This window comes from Micromonospora sp. WMMD735, assembly GCF_049178995.1.
Classification (GTDB): Bacteria; Actinomycetota; Actinomycetes; order Mycobacteriales; family Micromonosporaceae; genus Micromonospora; species Micromonospora wenchangensis.
On sequence record NZ_JBMHMJ010000002.1, the window covers coordinates 1,640,989 to 1,660,029 of the forward strand.

Below are 19,041 nucleotides of genomic sequence, written 5' to 3' on the forward strand. Positions count from 1 at the left end.
TGGATCCGGCATTGGTACCTCTCGCGTCGATATTGCGACTAAAGGTGGCGACCGACCGACATACGTCGTTCGGCAGATCCCCCGTCAGCCCGGTGGTGACAGTCTCCGATCGTCGTCGACAACAGCAGCACCGCGCGGGAGAGGGGTGGGTGGGATGCCGCTGTCCACGGTCGGTACCGGTCGGGAAGACGCCACCACGACGCCCTGGCCGGTGCCGCAGGAACGACGCACGCTGACCGTGCTCTTCGCCGACATCGTCGGGTCGACCGCGGTGACCGAACGGCTCGACCCGGAGGATGTCCGGGCGGTGCAGTTCGCCTACTTCGACACCGTCGCCGGGGTGCTGCGCCGCTGGCAGGGCACGGTGGAGAAGTACGTCGGCGACGCGGTGATGGCGCTGTTCGGGGCGCGTACCTCCGACGGGTTGGACGGCTACCGGGCGGTGCGGGCGGCCCTGGAGATCCAGGCCGCGCTGGACCGGCGGACGTTGCCCGGCGGGGTGACGCTGCGGGTCCGGGTGGGTGTCGCCACCGGCGAGGCCGTGGTCGACCTGGCCGCCGCCCGTGACGGCGGGCACGGCATGGCCTCCGGTGCGGTCCTCACCACCGCCGCCCGCATCCAGGAGTACGCCCCGGCGGGCGGCGTGGTCGTCTGCGCGGCCACCCACCGGGCCACCGCCGGCCTGGTCGACCAGCACGCCCTCGCCCCGGCCAGCCTCACCGGCAAGGCGCTGCCTGTCGACGTCTGGCGAGTCACCCGCCCGACCCACCACCGGCCGGCCCGCCACGACGGCCCGCTGATCGGTCGACGCCGGGAGGTCGCCACCGCCCTGGACCAGCTCACCGGGGCGGTCCGGGAGCATCGTCCACGGTGGGTGGCCCTCACCGGCCCGGACGGGATCGGCCGCAGCCGGGTACTGGCCGAGCTGCGCCACCGGCTGCCCGAGGTCGACGGCCGGGCGGTGCGCTGGGTGGTGGCGCACTGCCCGCCGTACCCGGAGCAGGTGTTCGGGCCGGTCGCGCAGCTGCTGCGGGACCTGGCGGGGCTGCCCGACGGCGGCCCGACGGACGCGGTCCGCCCCCGGCTGGCCGCCCTGGTCGACGGGCTGGTCCCGGCGGGCCAGGTCGGGCCGACCGTGGCGGCGCTCGCCGCGCTGCTGGACGCCCCGGACCGGTCGGCGGTCGCCGGTGCGGCGGCGGTACGCCGGGTCCTGCTCGCCCTGGCCGCCCGCCGGCCGGTGGTGGTCGGCGTGGACGACCTGGACCGGGCGGCCCCGGAGCTGGGACGGTTCCTGCACGCGCTGTTCGCCGCCGCGACCGACCGGGGCCTGCCGCTGGCGGTGCTGGCCACCCACCGGCCGGACCGGGCGGACCCGCTGCCCGCGCCCGCCGGCCGGCACCTGGTCGAACTGGCCCCGCTGGGCACCCTCCACACCGGCCGGTTGCTGCGCCGGCTGCTCGCCCGATCCGGCCAGCCGGTCGGGGCAGCCACCCGGCTGCTGCCGCTGGTCGCCGGCCGGCCCGGCCACGCCGCCGCCTACGTCGAGGCGATGCCCCGCCACGGCACGGACGGTGGTCCCGCCGCCGACGCCGGGGCGGAGCCGGCGCTGCCCGAGGCGCTGCGCCGCCGCGCCGCCGCCCGGCTGGACCGGTGCGACGGCGTACACCGGGCGGTGCTGATGGCCGCCGCGACGCTCGACGTCCCGGTCACCGCCCCGGCCGTGGCGGTGCTGCTCGACTGGGCCCCGGAGCGGGTCGCCGGGGCGCTGCGCCGGCTCACCGACGCCGGCCTCCTGCAGCCGTCGACCCGGGGTGGTCTGGTGGTGGCCGACCCGGCCCTGCGCCGCTGCGCGTCCGACCGGCTGCCCCGCCCGGTCCGCGCCGACTTCGCCCGCCGGGCCGCATCCGCCGGTCTGACCGGGGGTACCGAGCAGGCCGGGACTACTGAACAGGCCGGGGTGGCCGCGCAGGCCGGGGTGGCCGCCGCGCGGGCCGGGGCCGTCCGGCAGGCCGGCGGGACCGGACGGGCCAGGGTCCGTCGCCCGGTCGGGGTGCCCCGCCGGGCCGGGGACCCGGGGCGGGTGGCACCCGGGCACCGGGCCGCCCCGGGCCGGCGCACCGGGGTCGCCCGTGCGGCGGAACCGGTCCACCGCGTCGGGTCCGCCGGTCGGGTCGGCGGGGCCCACCACGCCGGGCCCGGTCAGCGGGCGGGGACGCACCGCGTGGGGTCCGCCGGTCAGTGGCCCGGGGCGGGTCGGGCGGCTGCTGTCGCCGCCCGGGTGGGCGGGCACCTCCTGCGCAGCCTGCCCACGGGTGACGGGGTACCCGACCGGGGATTCCGGCAGCCGACGGCCCTGCCCGGGGTCGCCCGGCGCCCCGAGCCGGGCCGGGAGTCCGGCGACAACGGCGGGCGGCCCGGGTGGGCGGCGGCCGTGACCGGACGTCCGGCGGCACTGCCGGACCGGCCGGGCGGGGCCGGCCGGCGACTGGCCGTCGTCGTGCCGCTGCCGGCCCGACCGTCCGGTGTCGCCGCTGCTCACGGGCTGGTGACCGGCCGGCGACGACGCGGGGAGGGGTTGCCGCGTCCCGCCGTACCGTTACCGGCGCGCGCCGCCTGACCCGTCGCCGTCGGTGACCGGGGTGGGCGGGTCGGCGCGCATGGCGCGTACCGCCTCCCCGGCGAACAGGCACGCGGCCCGGTGGCCGGGACCCACCTCGACCGGCGGCGGGTCAGTCTCGGCGCAGGCGGGCCGGGCCTGCGGGCAGCGGGTACGGAACCGGCAGCCGCTCGGCGGATCGGTCGGGCTGGGCACGTCACCGGTGAGGATGATCCGCCGCCGGTGCCGTTCCACCCGGGGGTCGGCCACCGGAACCGCCGACAGCAACGCCGCCGTGTAGGGGTGCGCCGGTTCCCGCCAGAGCTGCGCCGGGGTGCCGGTCTCCACGATCCGGCCCAGGTACATCACCGCGATCCGGTCGCTGAGATGCTCCACCGCGGCCAGGTCGTGCGCGATGAACAGGTAGGTGAGTCCGAGGTCGCGTTGCAGCCGTCGCAGCAGGTTCATGATCTGTGCCTGCACGCTCAGGTCGAGCGACGCGATCGGTTCGTCGAGGACGATCAGGTCGGGTTCCCCGGCCAACGCGCGGGCGATGCCGACCCGCTGGCGTTGGCCGCCGGACAGCTCGTGCGGGTGTCGGCTGGCCGTCTCCGGCCGCAGGCCCACCAGGTCGAGCAGTTCGGCGACCCGGTGCCGGCGGGCGTCGGCCGAGCGGGCCAGCCGGTGCACGACGAGCGGTTCGGCGATGCTCGCGCCGACGGTGCGGCGCGGGTCCAGCGACGCCTGCGGGTCCTGGAACACCATGGCCACCCGGCGGCGCAGCCCGCGCAGGCGGCGACGCGACCAGCCGGTGACGTCCTGCCCGCCGACGACGACCCGGCCGCCGGTCGGGGCCACCAGCCGCAGCAGCGCCAGGCCGGTGGTGGACTTGCCGCTGCCGGACTCCCCCACCAGGCCCAGCGTCTCGCCCGACCGTACGGTGAGCGACACCCCGTCCACCGCCCGCACCGGTGGGCCACCGGGGCTGGGGAACCAGACGGTGAGGTCGTCGAGTTCGGCGATCGTTCCCGTACTCATCGGTCCTCCGGGGTGGGCTGGCCCGGGTCGTCGGCGGTGGATCGGGTCCCGGCCGCGCCGTCCCGGGCCTCGGCGGTGGGGGCGGGACAGAAGGTGCGGACCCGGTGGGCGGGGGCGATCGGGACCAGCGGCGGCAGCTCGTGGGCGCAGCGGGCGTCCCCGCGCACCGGGCAGCGCGGCCAGAACGCGCACCCGGGCGGCAGGTCGAGCGGGCTGGGCGGCGCGCTGGGGATCGCGGCCAGGTCCTCCCCCGCCGCGCCGGGCCGGGGCCGGGCCGCCAGCAGGGCCCGGGTGTACGGGTGCCCCGGGGTGACGAAGACCGCGTCGACCGGGCCCTGCTCGACGATCCGGCCCCCGTACATCACCGCGACGGTGTCGGCGATCCCGGCCACCACCGGAAGGTCGTGGGTGATCCAGACGACCGCGGTGCCGAGCCGGCGGCGCAGGTCGGCGACGAGGTCGACGATCTGCGCCTGGGTGGTGACGTCCAGCGCGGTGGTCGGCTCGTCGGCGATGAGCAGGGCCGGTTCGCAGGCCAGGGCCATCGCGATGACGACCCGTTGCCGCATCCCGCCGGAGAACTCGTGCGGGTGGGCGTCCACCCGACGCCCGGGTGCCGGGATCCCGACCAGGTCGAGCAGCTCGACGGCGCGCGAGCGGGCCTGCCGTCGACTCATCCCGAGGTGTTCCTCGCACGCCTCGGCGACCTGCCGGCCGACGGTCAGCACCGGATTGAGGGCGGTCATCGGGTCCTGGAAGACGAAGCCGACGTGCCGGCCCCGCCACCGGCGGCGGTCCGGCTCCGACATGCCGGTCAGCTCCCGGCCGAGCAGCCGGACCCGGCCGGTGACGGTGGCGGAGCGCGGGGCCAGCCCGGTGGCGGCGAGCACCGTCATGCTCTTGCCGCTGCCGGACTCCCCGACCAGGGCGAGGGTCTCGCCGGGAGCCACCGACCAGTCGACGCCCGCGACCGCGCGGGCCGGGCCGTTGCGGGTGCCCAGCGTGACCGTCAGGTCGCTGATCTCCAGCACCGGCGCGTCCCCGCCGACCCGGGGCGACGGTACGGCGGGCCCGCTCATCGGATGCTCCTGCGGGCTTCGCTGACGGTGAGCTGACGGGGGTCGAGCACGTCGCGCAGGGCGTCACCCACCAGGTTGAACGCGAGCACGGTCAGGAAGATCGCCGCGCCGGGGAAGAACCCCAGCCACCAGGCGTCGGTGACGAAACCGCGCCCGTCGTAGAGCATCCGGCCCCAGGCCGGCGCGGGGGGCTGCACACCCAGCCCGAGGAAGGACAGCGCCGCCTCGGACAGGATCGCGAAGGCCAACGACAGCGAGGTCTGCACGATCAGCGGGGCGGCGATGTTGGGCAGCACGTGCCGGCGCAGGATACGCAGGTCGGAGGTGCCGATGGAGACGGCGGCCCGGACGAACACCTGCTCCCGTACGGCGAGCACGCCGGCCCGGGTCACCCGCGCGAAGATCGGGGTGTAGACCACCCCGATGGCGGTCATCGCGGTGACCAGTCCCGGACCGAGGACCGCGACGATCGCCACGGCGAGCAGCAGCACCGGGAACGCGAACAGCACGTCCATGCCGCGCATCAGGACGTTGTCCGTCCAACCGCCGTACCAGCCGGCGAGCAGGCCGACGGTGACCCCGACGGCCAGGGCGATGCCGACGCTGACCAGGCCCACCTGCAACGACACCCGGGCCGCCACCAGCACCCGGCTGAGCACGTCACGGCCCAGCTCGTCGGTGCCGAACGGATGCGCGCCGCTGGGCGGGCGCAGCATCTCCTCGACGTCCACGTCGTTGGTCCCGGCCGGCGCGAGCCACTGCCCGGCCAGCCCGACGACCAGCAGGACCAGCAGCACCACCGTGCCGGCGACGGCCGGCGGGTCATGCCACAGCGCGGTCAGCACACGGCGCAGGGTGCCCGGCTCGACGGCCGCCACCGACGGACGGTCGTCGACCGGGTCGACCGGCGGGGCGGCGGGGGGCGTCGCCCGGTCCCCGGCGCTCATCGCAGCGTGATCCTCGGGTCGAGGCGGGCGTAGAGGACGTCCACCAGCAGGTTCGTCAGCAGGAACAGGGTGGCCACGAAGAGCACCGCGCCCTGCAGCACCGGGTAGTCCCGGGCCTGGACGGCGTCGTAGGTGAGCCGGCCGACGCCCGGCCAGGCGAACAGCACCTCGATCACGATCACCCCACCGACGAGGCTGGCCAACTGCACCCCGACCACGGTGACCACCGGGATCAGCGCGTTGCGCAGCACGTGCCGCACGACCACCACCCGGGGGCGCAGCCCCTTGGCCTCGGCGGTGCGGACGTAGTCCTCGGCGAGCACCTCCAGCACCGAGGAACGGATGAACCGGGTGAGGATGGAGGCGGTGACCAGGCCGACGGCGGCGGCGGGCAACGCGACGTGCGACGCCCAGCCCACCGGGTCGTCGGTGAGCGCCACGTACCCCGACGGGGGCAGCCAGCCGAGCACCCCGGCGAAGAGCAGGATGCCCATGATGCCCGTCCAGAAGTCGGGGACGGACACGCCGAACTGGCTGAACACCCGGGCGGCGTGGTCGACGAACGAACCGCTGCGCACCGCGGAGAGCACCCCGAGCGGGAAGGCGACGAGCAGGGCGAGCAGCACGGCGGTCACCGCCAGGGACAGGGTCGCGGGCAGCCGTTGCAACACGATCGTGGTGACCGGCTGGCCGCTGCGGAAGCTCACCCCGAGGTCACCGGTGAGCGCGTTGCCGACGTAGCTGAGGTACTGCACCACCAGCGGGCGGTCCAGCCCGGAGCGTTCCCGTAGCGCGTCGTAGGTCTGCTGGTCGAAGCGGGTGCCCAGGGAGACCCGCACCGGGTCGCCGGGGACCAGTTGCAGCAGCAGGAAGACCACCAGGGTCACCCCGAGCAGGACGACGACCGACTGGAGCAGCCGCCGCAGGACGAAGCGTCCCACCTCGCCCCCTCAGCGGTTCAGGGCGACGTCGCGGAACCGGATCGCCCGGTCGGAGCGGACCTGGTAGCCGGCGACCTTGCGGGACCAGCCCTGCACCACGTCCGGGTTGTAGAGGTAGACGTAGCTGGCGTCGTCGACGATCTGCTTCGCGGCCCGCTCGTACGTCTGCTTGCGGACGGCCTCGTCGGTCTGGGTGCGGGCCTGGTCGAGCAGGGTGTCGACGGCGGGGTTGCTGTACTTGTGGAAGTTGAACGTGCCGCCGGTGCGGTGCTGGGCGTAGTAGAACTCGTCCGGGTCGATGTTGCCCAGCCAGCCGAGCAGGAAGGCGTCGAAGTTGCCCTTGCCCTGCTCGTCGAGCCACTGGGCGAAGTCCAGGGTACGGATCTTCACGGTGATCCCGACGTCCTTCAGCTGGGCGGCGATCACCTGGGCGGCGGTGACCGTCTCCGGGTACTCGCTGGTGACCATCAGGTCCATGGTGCGGCCGCTGACGCCGGCCCCGCCGAGCAGTTGCCGGGCCTGGTCCGGGTCGTGCCGGTAGGGCGCGTAGTCGTAGTACCAGGAGCTGCCCTTGGGGATGGCGGTCTGGTTGGCGGTGGCCTGGCCGAACTTGGCGGCCTTGGTGATCGCCTCCCGGTCCAGCGCGAACGCGACGGCGCGGCGCACGTTCACGTCGTCGTACGGTTTGCGTGCCTCGTTGAGGGCGAGGTACCAGTAGTCGGTCGAGGGGGTGGTGGCGACGGTCAGCGCGCCGTCCTCCTTGAGGGTCGGCACCTGCTGGGGTGGCAGGTTGTCGGTCCACTGCACCTCGCCGCCGCGCAGGTTCTGCAGGGCCACCGTCGGGTCCTTGACGAAGGTGAAGGTGACGCCGTCGATCTTCGGTTTCGGCCCCCAGTAGGCGTCGTTGCGGGTCAGCTTGATGGTGTCGCCGGAGGTATAGGAGGCGACGGTGAACGGGCCGCTGCCCACCGGCCGGGTCGTGATCGCGCCCGACTCCACGTTGGCCTTCTGCACGATCGCGACGCCCTTGAAGCCGCCGAGGTTGGCCAGCAGGTTGGGGGTGGGCGCGGTCAGCGTGACCACCACCGTGGCCGGGTCGGGCGCGGTCACGGTCTTGACGGTGGCGAACTTGTACGCCGCGTTCAGCTTCTCGTTGATGATCCGCTGGTAGGAGTAGACGACGTCCGGTGCGGTCAGCGGCGACCCGTCGGAGAACCGGGCCCCCTCGCGGAGGGTGAAGGTCCAGGTGAGCTGGTCGCTGCTGGTGGTCCACCTGGTGGCCAGCGCGGGCCCCATCTTCAGGTCGGCGTCCGGCTCGACCAGGGTGTCGTAGACGTTCTCCAGCACCTGGAAACTGTGGTAGGCCGACGTCTTGTGCGGGTCGAGCTGGTCGGGTTCGCCGCCGATCGCGGCGGTGAGCGTGCCACCTGTCGATCCCCCGGCGGTGGACCCGCCGTCGACGTCGACGCTCTCTCCGGCGTCGCAGCCGGCCAGCGCGGTCAGGGCGACGGCGAGCGCCGCCGCGACGATCTTCGATCTGGTCATGGACTCGGTCACCCTTCGTCGCCTGGCAGATCAGAAGGGCGAGTCTTCTCTGCCGGGCGGGGCGATGTCAACAAAACCCGACCAAAGTGGTGTGTAAGCCCGGAAACCAGTGCAATCAATGACCGTCGCACGTGGAGGGTGCACAGCGGACCGCTCCCGTACCGGCTCCTCTTCCCGTCGGACGCCTGTCGAAACCCGGCCCGGGGTCAGTCGTCGGCGGGGCGGGTGAGGGTGCGGCTGCGTCCCCGGAACTCGGCCACCACCTCGCCGTCGCGGGTGACGGTGACGTCGTAGATGCCGCTGCGGCCGTACCTGACGCGTTCGGTGGCGGACGCGGTCAGCAGGTCCCCCTCGCGGACCGGGCGCAGGAAGCTGATCTCGCCGCCGGCCGCGACGGTGGCCGGGCCGTGCGTGTTGCAGGCCAGCGCGAAGGCGGTGTCGGCGAGCAGGAAGACGAACCCGCCGTGGCCGATCCGGTGACCGTTGACCATCCCGGCGGTCACCCGCATCCGGGCCACCGCCGTACCACCGGCGGCGTGCACCAGCTCGATGCCGAGCCCTCGCGACGCCACGTCGGCGTCGAACATGTCGTGGGCCGCGGTCCGGGCCGGCGGCACCGCGGCGCCGCCGGCCCGCCCGGCGGGGTCCGCTTCGCGGGGGTACGGGCTACGGTCCGGCACTGCTCCTCCTGACGGTCGTGGCACGACGACCGGCACCCGGGCCGGCCACCCCGCCGACCGTACGCGCCGGTGGGCACCGGCCACGGCCCCCGGGCCGGCCGGGCTATGCTCGCGGACGGGTCGGTGGTGGGGCCCGCCGTCCCGGCCCGACCGGGAGAACCGCGCGGACGCGGCGACGGTCCCTGCCAGTGCCCGGCGATGCTGGTGGGGAGGTCCCGATGACGTCACCGTCGTCGCGGCGCGTCGATCCGGACGTCGACCTGCGGGTCCCGGCCGACCGGGGCGAGCTGGCCGCGCACCCGGCCACCGTGCTGGGCGTGATCGCCGCCGGTGGGGCGCTCGGGGCGCTCGCCCGCGCCGGGGTGCAGGCCGCCCTGCCGCACTCCCCGACCGGCTTCCCCTGGTCCACCTGCACGGTCAACGTCACCGGGTGCCTGCTGATCGGGGCGCTGATGGCGGTGCTCGGCCGACGACGGGCCGGCCCGCTGGTCCGGCCGCTGCTCGGGGTGGGCGTGCTCGGCGGGTTCACCACCTTCTCCGCGTACGCGATGGACGTCCACCGGGCGCTGGCCGCCGGGGCCGCCGGGACGGCGCTGGCCTACCTGGTCGCCACCCTGGTCGGTGGGCTCGCGGCCGTCGCGGCCGGTGACGCCCTGGCCGGCGGGCTGCTGGACCGCGCCGACCGCCGCCGGTCGGGGGCCGACCGGGGTGGACGCGGGCCCGGCCGGTCCGGCCCGGCGGCGGAGCGGCCCGGCCGGCGGGAGGGACGGTGAGCGTGCTGCTGATCGCGCTCGGCGCGGCGCTGGGCGCGCCGCTGCGCTACCTCACCGACCGGGCCGTGCAGGCCCGGCACGGCTCCCGGTTCCCGTGGGGGACGCTGACCGTCAACGTCGCCGGGTCGCTGCTGCTCGGCGTGGTGACCGGGGTGCCCGCCGGGCCGGCGGTGACCGCGCTGGTCGGCACCGGCTTCTGCGGCGCGCTGACCACCTGGTCCACCTTCGGCTACGAGACGGTACGGCTGGCGCGGGCCGGCGACCGCCGGCCCGCGCTGGCCAACGTGCTGGTCAGCGTGGTCGCCGGGCTGGGCGCGGCCACCCTCGGCTTCGCCCTGGCCCGCGCGCTGGCCGGCTGACCGGCGCTCAGCGGACCGGGGTCACGGCCTGCCCCGGACCGGGCGCGTGGTCGTGCTGGTGGCCGTGGTCGTGCTGGTGGTCGTGGTGGCCGTGGTCGTGGTGGTGGCCGTGATGGTCGTGGTGGCCGTGGCCGTCGACCGGGTCGTCGGGGTGGTCGTGCGGGGTCTGCGGGCGGCCCACCTTGTCGGCGAAGCCCGGCATCAGCACCCGGTAGGCGCAGGTGTCGCAGTTCATCCGGATGTCCCCGCGCAGCGCCTCGGCGTACCGCTCCAGCACCAGGTCGGCCAGGGCGTCGCAGTCGCCGATCAGATCCGCGACCCGGACGTCCAGGTCGGGATGGTCGGCGGCGTACGCCTGCGACTGCGCCACGATCCGGTCCGGCAGCACCCCGGCGAACAGGAAGTACGGGGCGACCACGATCCGGCGGGCACCGAGGCGGCGCAGCCGGTCGAGCACCGCCGGCACCGAGGGCTCGGCCAGCGAGATGAATCCCGGTTCCACCCCGGCGTAGCCGCGCCCCTCCCACAGCAGCCGGGCCACCTTGGCCACCTCGGCGTTGGCGTCCGGGTCGGTGGCGCCCCGCCCGATCAACGCCACCCAGGTGCCGGCCCGGTCGGCCCCGGCCAGCGCCGCGTCGATCCGCTGCTCCAGCACGGTGTGCAGCAGCGGGTGCGGGCCGAGCGGTCGCCCGTACCGGTAGGTCAGGCCGGCGTGGCGTTCCTGCTCGCGGGCCATCGCGGCCGGGATGTCGCCCTTGCCGTGGCCAGCGGCCGTGAGCACCAGCGGCAACGCGACGAGCGCCCGGTGCCCCCGCGTCACCAGCGCGGTCACCGCGTCGGTCAGCGGCGGCCGGGACAGCTCGATGAACCCGCCCTCGACGTCGCCGACGGCGGCCCCCGCCCGGTCCCGCACCCGGTCGACGAGCGCGGCGAACTGGTCGACCCCGGCCGCGTTGCGCGTGCCGTGCCCGACGATGACCAGTGCGGTCATGTTTCCTCCAGGTAGAGCAGGGCGTTGAGGGCGGCGGCGGCGACCGCCGAGCCACCCTTCTCGCCGATGTTGGACACGGCCGGCAGGCCACTGGCCCGCAACGCCGCCTTGGACTCGGCGGCCCCGACGAAGCCCACCGGCAACCCGATCACCAGCGCCGGGGCGGCGTGCACCGCGATCAGTTCGACGAGCGCGGTCGGCGCGCAGCCGACCACCCAGACCGCCCCCGGGCCGACCCGGTCCAGGGCGATCCGCACCGCCGCCGCCGACCGGGTCAGGCCGGTCTGCCGGGCCAGCGCGGCGGCGGCCGGTTCGGCGACGGGGCAGACGATCTCCCGCCCGGCCCCGGTGATCCCGGCGGCGACCATCGCCACGTCGGTGACGATCGGTGCCCCGGCGCGCAGCGCGGCCAGCCCGCCGGCCAGCGCCGCCTCGTCGCAGACCAGGTCGGTGACGTAGTCGAGGTCGGCGCTGGCGTGCACCACCCGCTCGACGACCGCCCGGGTCAGCGGCGGCAGGCCGCCCAGGTCGACCCGTTCCCGCAGGATCCGGTACGACTCCTGCTCGATGGGGTGGACGACCCTTCTCACCGCCCGCCTCCCGGGATGGGCCGGCGACGGGCCGGGTGGATGCTGGTCATGGTGCTCCTCGACGGTCGGTGGTGGCCCGGATCGCGTCCACCGGGCAGATCTCCAGACACTCCAGGCAGCCGGTGCAGCGATCGGCGCGCACGGTCAGGCCACCGGGCACCGGGCGGATCGCGTGGGTGGGGCAGGTCAGCAGGCAGGCCCCGCAGCCCTGGCAGGCGTCGATCACCACCGGCGGCGGCACCCCGGCCGGACCGGGCACCGGCACGACGGGGGTCATCCGCGCCACCGGTAGCCCCGGGGGGTGACCATCCGCCCGCCGACCAGCCGGGTCTGCGAACTGCCCACCACCACCAGCCCGTACATGTCGACCACGGTCGGGTCGAAGGTGGCCAGGGTGGCCAGGTGGACCTGCTCGTCGGGGCGGCTGGCGTTGCGGACCACCCCGACCGGGGTCTGCGGCGGGCGGTGCGCGGCGAACGTCGCCAGCACCGCGCCGAGCTGCCAGTCCCGGGCCCGGCTGCGCGGGTTGTACAGCAGCGCCACCAGGTCCGCCTCGGCGGCGGCGGCGACCCGCCGTTCGATCACCGGCCAGGGGGTGTGCAGGTCGGACAGGCTCAGGTAGACGTGGTCGTGGCCGATCGGCGCACCGAGCAGCGCGGCGGCGGCCAGCGCGGCGGTCACCCCGGGCACCCCGACCACGTCGATCCGCTCGTCGGCGTACTCCAGGGCGGGGCTGGCCATCGCGTACACCCCGGCGTCACCGGAGCCGACCAGCGCGACGGCGTGCCCGGCGGTGGCCTCGGCGACCGCGCTGCGGGCCCGTTCCTCCTCCGCGCCGAGCCCGCTGGCCAGCACCCGGGTGCCCGGCCGCAGCAGGTCACGGACCTGGTCGACGTACTGGTCGAGGCCGACGACCACGGCGGCCCGGCGCAACTCGGCCACGGCGCGCGGGGTGCGCAGGTCGGCCGCGCCGGGACCCAGGCCGACGATCGCCAGCCGGCCGCGCGGGGCGTGCCGGGCGACCGCCACGGTGGCCATCGCCGAGGCGGTCTTGGGCACCAGCAGGGTGCCGCCGTCGCGCAACGCCGCCGCCTCGGCGACGCTGGGCGTGCCGACGGCGGCCCGCACCACCTCGCTGGGGTGCGGCACGTCCACCGCCGAAAGCTCCGCCGCCGGCCAGGTCCGCAGCGGTACGCCGAGCGCGTCGGCGGTGGCCCGGATGCCCTCCTCGTCGGCCTTCACGTCGACGCTGGCCAGGCAGCGCAGGCTGGCCGGGCTCAAGCCGGCGTCGGCGAGCGCCCGGTGCAGCAGCGCGTCGACCTCGGCGGCGGGCACCCCCCGGCTGGACCCGACCCCGGCGACCAGGGACGGCGGCCGCAACACGACGGTCCGGTCGTCGATGGGCACCACCCGGTCGGTCACCAGCACCCGGTACCCGCCCTGCGGGTCGGCTGCCGGCGCGGGGCCGACGGGCGGGTGTTCCGTGGCGGGAGACGGCGCGGCGGCCGGTGGCACGAGATGGACGTTCGGCGGCAGGGCGGGCAGCGGCCACACCGCGTCGGCGACCAGCCGGACCGGCTCGCCGTCGAGGATCGCCCGGGACACCGCGGCCACCGCCCCCTCGACCGGCCAGCCGAGGGTGTCCAGGCCGGGCAGGTCGACCGCGTCGGTGGCGGTGGTGACCACCGGCCGGGCGTCGAGCACCGCGGCCACCTCGGCGGCGAGCGTGTTCGCGCCCCCGGCGTGCCCGCCGAGCAGGGCCACGGCGTGCCGGGCGGCCTCGTCGACCACCACCACCGCCGGATCGGTGCGCTTGTCGCCGAGCAGCGGCGCCAGCACCCGGACCACCGCACCGGTGGCGAGGAACGCCACCACCGCGTCGCACGTCGTCCACGCGGTGCGCAGCGCGTCGGCGACCCCGTCGGCCTCGACCAGCCGGGCGTGCGGCCAGGCGGCGGCCAGGGTCCGGGCGTGCCGGCGGCCGGCGGCGGTGGCCGCGACGAGCCCGACCCGGTGCGGGCCGGTGCCGGGCGCGTCCCGGTGCCGGTGTGGTGCGGTGGTGGTCACGGACGCTCCCCGGTGAGGACGACCACCGGGTTGGTGGCCGCGAGTCGGACGGACCCGCCGGGCAGGTCGGCGAGGCGGGCGGCGGCGAGTTGGCTGCCGGTCACCGTGTAGCCGGCGGCGCGCAGCAGGTGCACGGCCGGGGCGACCCGGTCCAGGGCGGCGAGGGTGACCACCACCCGGTCGGGGCGGCGGTCGGCGACGGCGGTCAGCACGTCGGTCCCGCCACCGCCGACGAAGACGGCATCCGGATCGGGCAGCCCGGCCAGGACTGCCGGCGCGTCACCGGTCACCACCCGGACGTCGACGCCGTGCCGGGCGGCGTTGTCGGCGACCGGTGCCGTCGGTTCCCGCTCCACGGCGATCACCGCCGCGCCGAGCAGCGCGCACTCGATACCCACCGATCCGCTGCCCGCGCCGACGTCCCAGACCAGTCGACCGAGCCGGGGCCGCAACCGGGCGACGGCCAGCGCCCGCACCTCGGCCTTCGTGATCATCGAGTCCCGGTGCCGGTACGCGGACTCGGGCAGCGCCCAGCCGGCGGCCGGCGCGGCGGCCGGCTGGTTGTCGCCGCGTACCGGCCCGACCCCACCGCCGGACCCGGCCGCACCACCCGGACCGGGGTGCGTCGCACCGGCGTCGTCGGCCGCACCGGCGAGGCTGAGCAGGACGTGCGGGTCGGCCCAACGGCGACCGGCGGCCTGTTCGGGGCTGACCCGGGTGACCCGCTCGGCGGGGGTGCCGAGGTGCTCGGCGACCAGCAGGCGGCGGGACCAGCCGGCCAGCCCGGCCCCGATCTCGGCCGCCCCGGCGTCCGGCGCGGTCAGCACGGCGACGGCGGGCAGCGCCCGGCAGGCGTTGAGCGCGGGGCCCAACTGCCGGCCGTGGGCGGTGACCACCACCGCGCCGTCCCAGTCGAGCCCGGCGCGGGCGAACGCGGCGGCCACGCTGGACACCGCCGGCAGCACCCGGACCGGCAGTGCGGCGGCGCGCAGCCGGCGTACCACGCCGAACAGGCCGGGGTCGCCGCTGGCCAGCACCACGGCCGCAACCCCGGCGGCGTGCGCGGCGGCGAGCCGTGCCACCGCCGGGGCGAGCGGGCCGAGGGTGACGGTGTCGACGCCGGCCGGCACCGGCACGGCGGCCAGGTGCCGGGCCGCCCCGACGACCAGCCCGGCCCCGGCCAGGGCGGCGAGCGCCGGCGGCGGCAGTGGCCGACCGGCCGCGTCCATCCCCAGCACCACCACCGGCTCGGGCCCGGTCACGCCGGCCACCGGCCGGAGGAGGCGACCAGGTGGTCGCCGGTGAAGTCGACCATCGCCACGTCGACGGTGAGCGCCGGCCCGGCGAAGCGGCGCAGCACCTGGCGGACCCGCTCGCAGAGCAGGTCACCGGCGGGGCGCAGCAGCCCGGCGGCCTCCCACAGCTCGTAGGCGTGCCGGCCGGTGTTGGCCGCCAGCACCGCCGCGACCAGGTCGGCGTCACCACCGGCCTCGGCGGTGACCGCGCCGAGCAGGGACAGGTCCACCTTCGACCGGGTGTAGTGGGTCATCAGGATGCCGGCGGCGAGTTTGGCCAGCTTGCCGGCCATCCCGACGAAGACCACCCCGGTCATCGCGTCGCCGACGGCGGCGGTGACGGCCGCGCCGGTGAAGTCGCCGACCTCGACGAAACACACCTCCGGCAGCTCCGGCAGCAGCGCGCGGGCGGCCCGTTCGGTGCGCCCGCCGGTGCACAACACCACGGTCCGCTGCCCCTGGGCGGCCATCACGTGCACCGCCTGCACCACGCTGGCCCGCCAGGAGGCGGTGGAGAACGGCCTGACGATGCCGGTGGTGCCGAGGATGGAGATGCCGCCGACGATGCCGAGCCGCCGGTTGGTGGTCTTGCGGGCCATCACCTCGCCGCCCGGGACGCTGATCACCACCCGGACACCCACCTCCGCCAGGTCGACCACCTCGGCGACGGCCCGGCCGATCATCCGGCGGGGGGTGTCGTTGATGGCCGGCCCGCCGACGGCGAGACCGAGCCCGGGGCGGGTGACGGTGCCGACGCCGTCCCCACCGGCGAGTTCCAGGCCGGGCCGGGGCCGCCAACCGACGGTCGCGGTGAGGTGCGCGCCGTGGGTGACGTCCGGGTCGTCCCCGGCGTCCTTGACCACCACCGCCTCCGCCGTCGGTTCGGGCCGGGCGGTCAGGTCGCAGCGGGCCACCGCGAAGGTCACCCGCCGGCCGGCGGGCAGCCCGATCTCCACCTCCGTCGGGGGTACGCCGGTGACCAGGGCGGTCACCGCCGCCTTCGCCGCCGCCGTCGCGCACGCGCCGGTGGTCCAGCCGGTACGCAACGCCACCGGCCGGACCTTCGCGGTACGCGGCAGGTCCGGCTCGCGCAGCGGCGGCTCGGCGTACGTCACGGGGTGGCGTCCTCCACGGCGGCCCGGGACCGGCGCAGCTCGGCGCGGGCGGCCGGCTCGGCCCGGCGGAAGGTGTGGAAGTGCCCCGGGTGGTAGAGGTGCGACCGGGTGCCGGTGGCGGCGAGCGCCGGCCCGACCAGGAACAGGGTGTGCTTCCACAACCGGTGCTCCTTGACGGTGGCCGCCAGGTCGCCGAGGGCGCACCGCACCACCAGTTCGTCCGGCCAGGTCGCCTGGTAGGCCACCACCACCGGGGTGTCGGCCGGGTAGCCGCCGGCGAGCAGTTCGGTCTGGGCCTGCCCGGCGCGGGCGGCGGACAGGAACAGCGCCATGGTGGTGCCGTGCCGGGCGAAGTCGCGGACCCGCTCCCCCGCCGGCATCGGCGTCTTGCCGCCCTCCAGCCGGGTGAGGATCACCGACTGGGCCACCTCGGGGATGGTCAGTTCCCGGCCGACGATGGCGGCGACGGCGGTGAACGAGGACACCCCGGGGACGATCTCCACGGCCAGGTCGAGGGCCCGGCACAGGTCGAGCTGCTCCTGCACCGCACCCCACAGCGCCGGGTCGCCCGAATGGATCCGGGCCACGGTGAGCCCGTCGGCGGCGGCCCGCCGGTACAGCGGCAGCACCCCCTCGATGGGCAGCTGCGACGAGTCGACGATCTCGGCGTCGGGGCGGGCGTGGGCCAGCACGTCGGCGTGCACCAGGCTGGCCGCCCAGATCACCACGTCGGCGTCGGCGATCACCCGGGCCGCGCGCAGGGTGAGCAGGTCGGCGGCGCCGGGCCCGGCCCCCACGAACCACACCTTTCCGGTGGACGTCACAGTTTTCCTCCCCGCCGGTCCCGGCGGGCCGGGACCAGCAGCGTCGACAGGTAGGGCAGCTCGTCGTCCGGGCCGACCGGCCCGATCCGCTCGTCGGGCAGGCCGAGGCCGCAGCCGAGCACGGCGTCGTCGAGCCGGTCGTGCCGGCGCAGCTCGTCGACGAGTTCCCGGTGCCGTCGCCAGCCCTTGTAGACCACCACGGTGCCGGGCCCGGCGAGGGCGTCGGCGACCGGTGCCGCGCCGGCGGTGGCCGGCAGCAGGGTCAGCGGCTCCCGGCCCTGGCACAGCGGGACGCCGCTGCGGGCGGCCAGCTCCTGCATGGCGGTGACGCCGGGCACGGTGCTCAGCCGTACCGCCGGCCGCAGCGCGCGGACGCCGTCGGCCAGGTAGGTGAAGGTGGAGTAGACGTTGGGGTCGCCGATGGTGGCGAACGCGACCGAACGGGCCCCGGCGTCGAACGCGTCGACGACGGCGCGGGCGGCGGCGTCCCAGGCGGCCTCCCGGCGCGCGGTCACCCCGCCCCGGTCCTCGAGGGCGAACGGCAGCCGGCGCAGCCGGTCCGCCGGCACGTGCGCGAGGACCGTCGTCTCGGCCCGGCCGGGGGGCGTCGCCGGGTCCGCCGCCAGCCGGTCCAGCACCGGTACGACCACCAGGTCGGCCTCGGTCAGCACCCGGACCGCCCTGAGGGTGAGCAGTTCCGGGTCCCCCGGCCCGACCCCCACCCCGGTCAGCGTGGCGGTGGCGGCGACGGGCGGGTGACCCGCACCGGTGCCGGTCACCGGGCCGCCGCCTCGACCAGCCGGCGGGCGGCCCGGGGGTGACCCGCCCAGTGGGTGTGCAGGTAGGAGGCGTGCACCTGCCCGGTGACGAAACCGTGGTCGGTACCGTCCCACCGCCAGGCGGGCCGGTCGCCGTGCCCGGGGTCGGTGACGGTGCGGTGGAACTCGTGGCCGCGTACCCGCTCACCGGCGGCGTGGACCGGGGAGTCGGTGGCGGCGACCGCGTCGCGGTAGCCGAGGGTGAGCCGGCCGGACATCCGGGCGTGGTGGTCGAGCCGCCCGCACATCGGCACCCCGTCCAGGGAGCGGCCGAGGTAGAGCAGCCCGGCGCACTCGGCGGCCACCGGACCGGCGAAGCCGGCCAACTCGGCACGCAGGCCGGTGTTGGCGCTCAACGCCTCGACGTGCACCTCGGGGAAACCGCCACCGATGACCACGGCCCGGGTGCCGGTGGGCAGGGCCGGGTCACGCAGCGGGTCGAACGGGGCCACGGTCGCGCCGGCGGCGGTGAGCAGTTCGGCCGTCTCGGCGTACGAGAAGGTGAAGGCGGCACCGGCGGCGACCGCGACGACCGGACGGTCCCCGCCGGCCGGGCCACCGACGGCGGTGCCCGGGTCCCAGGCGTCCACGGTCACCGGTGGGGCGCTGCGCGCCAGGTCGAGCACGGCGTCGAGGTCGACGGTTGCCTCGACGAGACCGGCGAGCGCGTCGACGACGGCCAGTGACTCCGGTGCCCGTTCGGCGACCGGCACCAGCCCCAGGTGCCGGGCCGGCGCGGCCACCTCGACCGCCCGGGTCACCGCCCCCAGCACCGGTACGCCCACCTCGGCGAGTGCGTCGCGCAGCAGGGTCTCGTGCCGGGGCGAGCCGACCCGGTTGAGGATCACCCCGGCGACCCGGACCGCCGGGTCGAAGGCGCGCATGCCGAGCACCAGCGCGGCGGCCGACCGCCCCTGCGCGGTGGTGTCCAGGACCAGCAGCACCGGCGCGTCGATCAGCGTGGCGACGTGCGCGGTGGACGCGTAGCCGCCCCGGCCGACCGCGCCGTCGTGCAGCCCCATCACCCCCTCCACCACGGCGACGTCGGCGGGGGTGGGCAGGCTGGCGCCGTGCCGCAGCAGCGGGGCGACCAGGTCCTCCCCGACCAGCCACGGGTCGAGGTTGCGGCCGGGGCGGCCGGCGGCGAGCGCGTGGTAGCCGGGGTCGATGTAGTCGGGGCCGACCTTGTGCGGGCTGACCGTGAGGCCCCGGCGGCGCAGCGCGGCGAGCAGTCCGGTGGCGACGGTGGTCTTGCCGTGCCCGCTGGCGGGGGCGGCGACCACCAGCCGGGGCAGCGCCCACGGGCCGGTCGGCGGCACGGCCGGCGCGGTACCGCCCGGGTGACCGGCCGGCGCGTTGCCCGGCGGGCGGCGCTGGTCGGTA

General features: G+C 76.5%; 17 protein-coding genes and 1 pseudogene. 3 read left to right on the plus strand and 15 right to left on the minus strand.

Annotation, left to right across the window (positions count from 1 at the left end; translation table 11 throughout):
- Window positions 1-154 precede the first annotated feature (154 nt).
- Window positions 155-2,617 carry an AAA family ATPase gene (locus ACN268_RS07235; RefSeq protein WP_421482356.1) on the plus strand — a complete coding sequence of 821 codons (2,463 nt, stop codon included), beginning with the start codon at window positions 155-157 and terminating at the stop codon, window positions 2,615-2,617.
- Here the strand turns inward: ACN268_RS07235 and ACN268_RS07240 are convergent.
- The 6 genes from ACN268_RS07240 to paaI form a co-directional block, all read right to left on the minus strand.
- Complete coding sequence (locus ACN268_RS07240; RefSeq protein WP_421482358.1) at window positions 2,597-3,634, minus strand: ABC transporter ATP-binding protein; 1,038 nt, start codon at window positions 3,632-3,634, stop codon at window positions 2,597-2,599. The genes ACN268_RS07235 and ACN268_RS07240 overlap by 21 nt on opposite strands.
- Window positions 3,631-4,713 carry an ABC transporter ATP-binding protein gene (locus ACN268_RS07245; protein ID WP_421482359.1) on the minus strand — a complete coding sequence of 361 codons (1,083 nt, stop codon included), beginning with the start codon at window positions 4,711-4,713 and terminating at the stop codon, window positions 3,631-3,633. The genes ACN268_RS07240 and ACN268_RS07245 overlap by 4 nt, the downstream gene beginning before the upstream one ends.
- Window positions 4,710-5,660 carry an ABC transporter permease gene (locus tag ACN268_RS07250; protein WP_421482360.1) on the minus strand — a complete coding sequence of 317 codons (951 nt, stop codon included), beginning with the start codon at window positions 5,658-5,660 and terminating at the stop codon, window positions 4,710-4,712. Before ACN268_RS07250 ends, ACN268_RS07245 begins: the two co-directional genes overlap by 4 nt.
- Window positions 5,657-6,601 (minus strand): ABC transporter permease, encoded by a 945-nt coding sequence (locus ACN268_RS07255; protein WP_421482362.1) that lies wholly within the window; start codon window positions 6,599-6,601, stop codon window positions 5,657-5,659. The genes ACN268_RS07250 and ACN268_RS07255 overlap by 4 nt, the downstream gene beginning before the upstream one ends.
- A 9-nt stretch (window positions 6,602-6,610) precedes the next feature.
- Entirely contained in the window at window positions 6,611-8,146 is a 1,536-nt protein-coding gene (locus ACN268_RS07260; RefSeq protein ID WP_421482363.1) for an ABC transporter substrate-binding protein, read from the minus strand.
- A gap of 206 nt (window positions 8,147-8,352) precedes the next feature.
- The gene (paaI, locus tag ACN268_RS07265; RefSeq protein WP_421486836.1) at window positions 8,353-8,733 is read right to left on the minus strand and encodes a hydroxyphenylacetyl-CoA thioesterase PaaI; all 381 of its coding nucleotides are present in this window, start codon (window positions 8,731-8,733) and stop codon (window positions 8,353-8,355) included.
- Between the two features lie 311 nt (window positions 8,734-9,044).
- Here paaI and ACN268_RS07270 point away from each other — a divergent pair, with 311 nt between their 5' ends.
- Together ACN268_RS07270 and crcB are read left to right on the plus strand one after the other, a co-directional pair.
- A complete protein-coding gene (locus tag ACN268_RS07270; RefSeq protein ID WP_421482365.1) occupies window positions 9,045-9,599 on the plus strand; it encodes a FluC/FEX family fluoride channel in 555 nt (184 codons plus the stop codon).
- Complete coding sequence (gene crcB / locus ACN268_RS07275; protein ID WP_421482366.1) at window positions 9,596-9,958, plus strand: fluoride efflux transporter CrcB; 363 nt, start codon at window positions 9,596-9,598, stop codon at window positions 9,956-9,958. Before ACN268_RS07270 ends, crcB begins: the two co-directional genes overlap by 4 nt.
- A gap of 109 nt (window positions 9,959-10,067) precedes the next feature.
- Here the strand turns inward: crcB and ACN268_RS07280 are convergent.
- From ACN268_RS07280 to ACN268_RS07320, 9 genes and pseudogenes are all read right to left on the minus strand, one after another.
- Window positions 10,068-10,949 (minus strand): annotated as a pseudogene (locus ACN268_RS07280) (sirohydrochlorin chelatase); the annotation flags it as partial.
- A complete protein-coding gene (locus tag ACN268_RS07285; RefSeq protein ID WP_421482367.1) occupies window positions 10,946-11,539 on the minus strand; it encodes a precorrin-8X methylmutase in 594 nt (197 codons plus the stop codon). The gene ACN268_RS07285 and the pseudogene ACN268_RS07280, both read right to left, overlap by 4 nt.
- A 46-nt stretch (window positions 11,540-11,585) precedes the next feature.
- Complete coding sequence (locus ACN268_RS07290) at window positions 11,586-11,816, minus strand: 4Fe-4S binding protein (RefSeq protein WP_421482368.1); 231 nt, start codon at window positions 11,814-11,816, stop codon at window positions 11,586-11,588.
- Window positions 11,813-13,606 carry a precorrin-3B C(17)-methyltransferase gene (gene cobJ, locus ACN268_RS07295; protein WP_421482369.1) on the minus strand — a complete coding sequence of 598 codons (1,794 nt, stop codon included), beginning with the start codon at window positions 13,604-13,606 and terminating at the stop codon, window positions 11,813-11,815. The genes ACN268_RS07290 and cobJ overlap by 4 nt, the downstream gene beginning before the upstream one ends.
- Window positions 13,603-14,877, minus strand: coding sequence for a precorrin-6y C5,15-methyltransferase (decarboxylating) subunit CbiE (gene cbiE, locus ACN268_RS07300; protein WP_421482370.1), 1,275 nt, complete (start codon window positions 14,875-14,877; stop codon window positions 13,603-13,605). Before cbiE ends, cobJ begins: the two co-directional genes overlap by 4 nt.
- Window positions 14,865-16,016, minus strand: coding sequence for a cobalt-precorrin-5B (C(1))-methyltransferase (locus ACN268_RS07305; protein WP_421482371.1), 1,152 nt, complete (start codon window positions 16,014-16,016; stop codon window positions 14,865-14,867). Before ACN268_RS07305 ends, cbiE begins: the two co-directional genes overlap by 13 nt.
- Window positions 16,013-16,840 carry a precorrin-4 C(11)-methyltransferase gene (cobM, locus tag ACN268_RS07310; protein WP_088646742.1) on the minus strand — a complete coding sequence of 276 codons (828 nt, stop codon included), beginning with the start codon at window positions 16,838-16,840 and terminating at the stop codon, window positions 16,013-16,015. Before cobM ends, ACN268_RS07305 begins: the two co-directional genes overlap by 4 nt.
- Window positions 16,837-17,619, minus strand: a complete 783-nt coding sequence (gene cobI / locus ACN268_RS07315; RefSeq protein WP_421482372.1) for a precorrin-2 C(20)-methyltransferase — start codon at window positions 17,617-17,619, stop codon at window positions 16,837-16,839. The genes cobM and cobI overlap by 4 nt, the downstream gene beginning before the upstream one ends.
- On the minus strand, window positions 17,616-18,977 hold the full coding sequence (locus ACN268_RS07320) for a cobyrinate a,c-diamide synthase (RefSeq protein WP_421486837.1): 1,362 nt from the start codon (window positions 18,975-18,977) through the stop codon (window positions 17,616-17,618). The genes cobI and ACN268_RS07320 overlap by 4 nt, the downstream gene beginning before the upstream one ends.
- Between the last annotated feature and the right edge of the window lie 64 nt (window positions 18,978-19,041).

What these genes read in the sequence shown, in the direction of transcription:
- ACN268_RS07235 (WP_421482356.1), top strand. Translation starts at nt 155, where the DNA reads ATGCCGCTGTCCACGGTCGGTACCGGTCGGGAAGACGCCACCACGACG.
- ACN268_RS07240 (WP_421482358.1), bottom strand. Translation starts at nt 3,634, where the DNA reads ATGAGTACGGGAACGATCGCCGAACTCGACGACCTCACCGTCTGGTTC.
- ACN268_RS07245 (WP_421482359.1), bottom strand. Translation starts at nt 4,713, where the DNA reads ATGAGCGGGCCCGCCGTACCGTCGCCCCGGGTCGGCGGGGACGCGCCG.
- ACN268_RS07250 (WP_421482360.1), bottom strand. Translation starts at nt 5,660, where the DNA reads ATGAGCGCCGGGGACCGGGCGACGCCCCCCGCCGCCCCGCCGGTCGAC.
- ACN268_RS07260 (WP_421482363.1), bottom strand. Translation starts at nt 8,146, where the DNA reads ATGACCAGATCGAAGATCGTCGCGGCGGCGCTCGCCGTCGCCCTGACC.
- paaI (WP_421486836.1), bottom strand. Translation starts at nt 8,733, where the DNA reads ATGTTCGACGCCGACGTGGCGTCGCGAGGGCTCGGCATCGAGCTGGTG.
- ACN268_RS07270 (WP_421482365.1), top strand. Translation starts at nt 9,045, where the DNA reads ATGACGTCACCGTCGTCGCGGCGCGTCGATCCGGACGTCGACCTGCGG.
- ACN268_RS07290 (WP_421482368.1), bottom strand. Translation starts at nt 11,816, where the DNA reads ATGACCCCCGTCGTGCCGGTGCCCGGTCCGGCCGGGGTGCCGCCGCCG.